This window comes from Polaromonas sp. P1_G4, assembly GCF_056405475.1.
Window position 1 is genome coordinate 1 of record NZ_JBFUCA010000569.1, and the last position, 2573, is coordinate 2573.

The 2573-nt window shown below is 57.7% G+C and carries 4 protein-coding genes; all 4 read left to right on the plus strand.

Annotated elements, in window-relative coordinates; all coding sequences use genetic code 11:
- Positions 1-191 precede the first annotated feature (191 nt).
- The 4 genes from AC1D1X_RS20595 (at position 192) to AC1D1X_RS20610 (ending at position 2507) form a co-directional block, all read left to right on the plus strand.
- Entirely contained in the window at positions 192-539 is a 348-nt protein-coding gene (locus tag AC1D1X_RS20595) for a hypothetical protein (protein ID WP_477669317.1), read from the plus strand.
- 175 nt (positions 540-714) lie between these two features.
- Positions 715-1227, plus strand: a complete 513-nt coding sequence (locus AC1D1X_RS20600; protein ID WP_477669318.1) for a DinB family protein — start codon at positions 715-717, stop codon at positions 1225-1227.
- Positions 1228-1320: 93 nt separating this feature from the next.
- Positions 1321-1716, plus strand: coding sequence for an NAD(+)--rifampin ADP-ribosyltransferase (gene arr / locus AC1D1X_RS20605; protein ID WP_477669319.1), 396 nt, complete (start codon positions 1321-1323; stop codon positions 1714-1716).
- Between the two features lie 119 nt (positions 1717-1835).
- Positions 1836-2507 (plus strand): glutathione S-transferase family protein, encoded by a 672-nt coding sequence (locus tag AC1D1X_RS20610; RefSeq protein WP_477669320.1) that lies wholly within the window; start codon positions 1836-1838, stop codon positions 2505-2507.
- Positions 2508-2573: the final 66 nt, after the last annotated feature.

Below are 2573 nucleotides of genomic sequence, written 5' to 3' on the forward strand. Positions count from 1 at the left end.
CTATGGTCATGTTCGGTTTGGCCCACATCCATTCCTGCTGGACCTCTTCTTCGATAGGAGCAGCGGGCTGCCGTTGTGGTGCAGGTCCAGCAGAAATCCGCGCTGCGGCCGCACAGGATTAACAGCGAAGCCATTTCCAGCGAAGTCCCGGCGCGCCGGTATCATGGCGAGCCCCAACCCCTGAAAACCGCATGACCATCCTGCTACTCCCCCTCGTCCTCTTTGCTCTCATCACCCTGATGCCTGTGAAATGGGCTGCCGGGTTTGTCGACGCTGGCAACACCAGCTATGGAGCCGCTGCCGTTGCGGCGATCACCGCGCCCGCTGTGAGCCTGGTGGTCTTCAAGCTGTCCGGCGGGTTCATGGGCTTCGTGTTTGCCTTTGCGGCCGGGATTGCGGTGTACGCCGCGATTCTCCGCGTGCCGGGCCGATCCCTCATCGGTTTTTCCATCATGGTCGTTGCCTTGCAGGCTGCTGTGCTGTTTGTCTTTGTCTCATTTGGCGTCAAGACGGGGCAGGGGCTGGTTCTGACGCTCTAGGTGCGTCTGGTGCATGAACGGGTTCTTGCAGGCCGGATTTGCGGGTACATAGACTGATCCGAGGTTTCGTCTCGTGCTGTATCGCGTCAGCGGGGCTCTCTCATGTCAAAACGTCAAGMGTCAGAACCGGCTTCGCAGCGTGCGCATACCAAACTTAAAAGGAGCCCCACTTGCCATGAACACCATTCTCGTTTCACTGTTCGAGTACAAGGCCTGGGCGAACACCGAGCTCCACGCCGTCCTCGAAAAGTTTGATGCGCAGCAGCATCCCGATGAATTTCGTGCCATGCTTCACACACTCGATCACGCCAACGTTGTGGACCAGATTTTTCAGGGCCATCTGACCGGCGCCGCCACGCAGCGCTTCAAGGCAACGCACTCTGAACCTGCGCCGGGCTTGCCGGAGTTGCGGGAGATCGTGAGATCCACAGACGACTGGTACCTGCAGTTCGTACGCGGCGTCAGCGCCGAGCGTTTGAAACATCGGGTGCGTTTCACATTCACTGACGGTGACAGCGGCGAGATGTCTTGTGAAGAGATGCTGCTCCACGTCATTACGCACAGCGGCTATCACCGCGGGAGCATTGGCCAGATGCTTGAAGACATGGGCACTGACTCTCCGCCAGACTCCCTGACAAAGTTTCTGCACAGGCATGAACCGGAGCGGCGACTCGGACCCAAGGGTTAGCGAGGCGGGCGCACGGCAACGCATGCAGTAACGATGCCTAACCCCTCGTCCAACTCCCCCCTCAGTATCAACCCCGTTTGCACTTAACAACCCATGGCAACTTTGGACACCGGCCCTTTTTTTCACGGCACGAAAGCCGAATTGCAGGTAGGCGATCTACTGACATCAGGCTTTAAATCGAATTACGACGACAGCGTCGTGATGAATCACATTTATTTCACAGCCCTCTCCAAAGGTGCCGGGCTTGCCGCAGAAATAGCCAAAGGCAGCGGCAGGCCGCGAGTCTATATCGTTGAACCGACAGGGGAATTTGAGAACGACCCCAACGTCACAGACAAGAAGTTCCCAGGCAACCCGACGCGGTCCTATCGAAGCAAGCTGCCTGTAAAAGTTGTTGGCGAACTCGAAAGCTGGGAACCCTATGACTCACAGTTCATTCAACAACTGAGAAACCGCATAGAAAATGGCATGGGAAAAATCATCAATTGATGTGAGACAGCCCTGTGAAAAGAGCATCCAGTCGTGGCGATAGGGCCCCTGACGGGGTTTCGCCGCAAAGTGATAGTCTGGTTGTTTTTACGTGAGGCCGCACAGTCATTTGCTTTGCCATGTCATCAACCCTAACTCTTTATGGCTTGCCGCGCAGCGTGTATACGCGGATCGCCCGTCTAACGCTCGAAGAGAAAGCCGTGCCTTATCGAATCGAAGAGGTCGACATCTTCGGGCCAGGTGGCGTGCCTGCCGCCCACACCAAGCGCCATCCGTTCGGACGGATCCCCGTGCTGTGTCACGGAGAGCTGTCGATCTACGAGACGGCGGCAATCTGCCGTTACGTAGATGAGGCATTCCCCGGCCCATCGCTGCAACCGCCAACGCCGAGTGAGCGGGCGCGTATGGCGCAAGTAATCGGGCTGCTTGACTCCTACGCCTATCGGCCGATGGTGTGGGGAGTCTTTGTCCAGAGGGTTCGCCTGCCCATGACAGGCGGCTCCACCGATGAATCTCTGGTTGCCAAATCATTGAAAGAGTCCCGCATCGCCCTTGAAGCGCTTGCGGCTCTTGTCGGAGATTCACCGTTCCTTGCCGGCAACACCCTCTCTCTCGCAGATCTGCACGCCTATCCGATCCTCCGCTACTTCTCCCTTGCCCCTGAGGGACAAACAGCCATTGGCGAACATCGTGCTGTGGCGGAGTGGCTCGCGAGGCTTGGCACCCGCGCAAGTGTGCAACGTACCGTAACTCAATATGAGCCGCATGCTTTCGGCAGCAGTGCGGCCTAATCCTTCCATCGAGGGGAAGTCTTCCGGCAAGCTTCACTTGCCTCCAGCCGCCCCCATGCCAAATGC

Excerpts from the sequence above, each read along its gene's own strand:
- AC1D1X_RS20595 (WP_477669317.1), top strand. The coding sequence starts at position 192 with ATGACCATCCTGCTACTCCCCCTCGTCCTCTTTGCTCTCATCACCCTG.
- AC1D1X_RS20600 (WP_477669318.1), top strand. The coding sequence starts at position 715 with ATGAACACCATTCTCGTTTCACTGTTCGAGTACAAGGCCTGGGCGAAC.
- arr (WP_477669319.1), top strand. The coding sequence starts at position 1,321 with ATGGCAACTTTGGACACCGGCCCTTTTTTTCACGGCACGAAAGCCGAA.
- AC1D1X_RS20610 (WP_477669320.1), top strand. The coding sequence starts at position 1,836 with ATGTCATCAACCCTAACTCTTTATGGCTTGCCGCGCAGCGTGTATACG.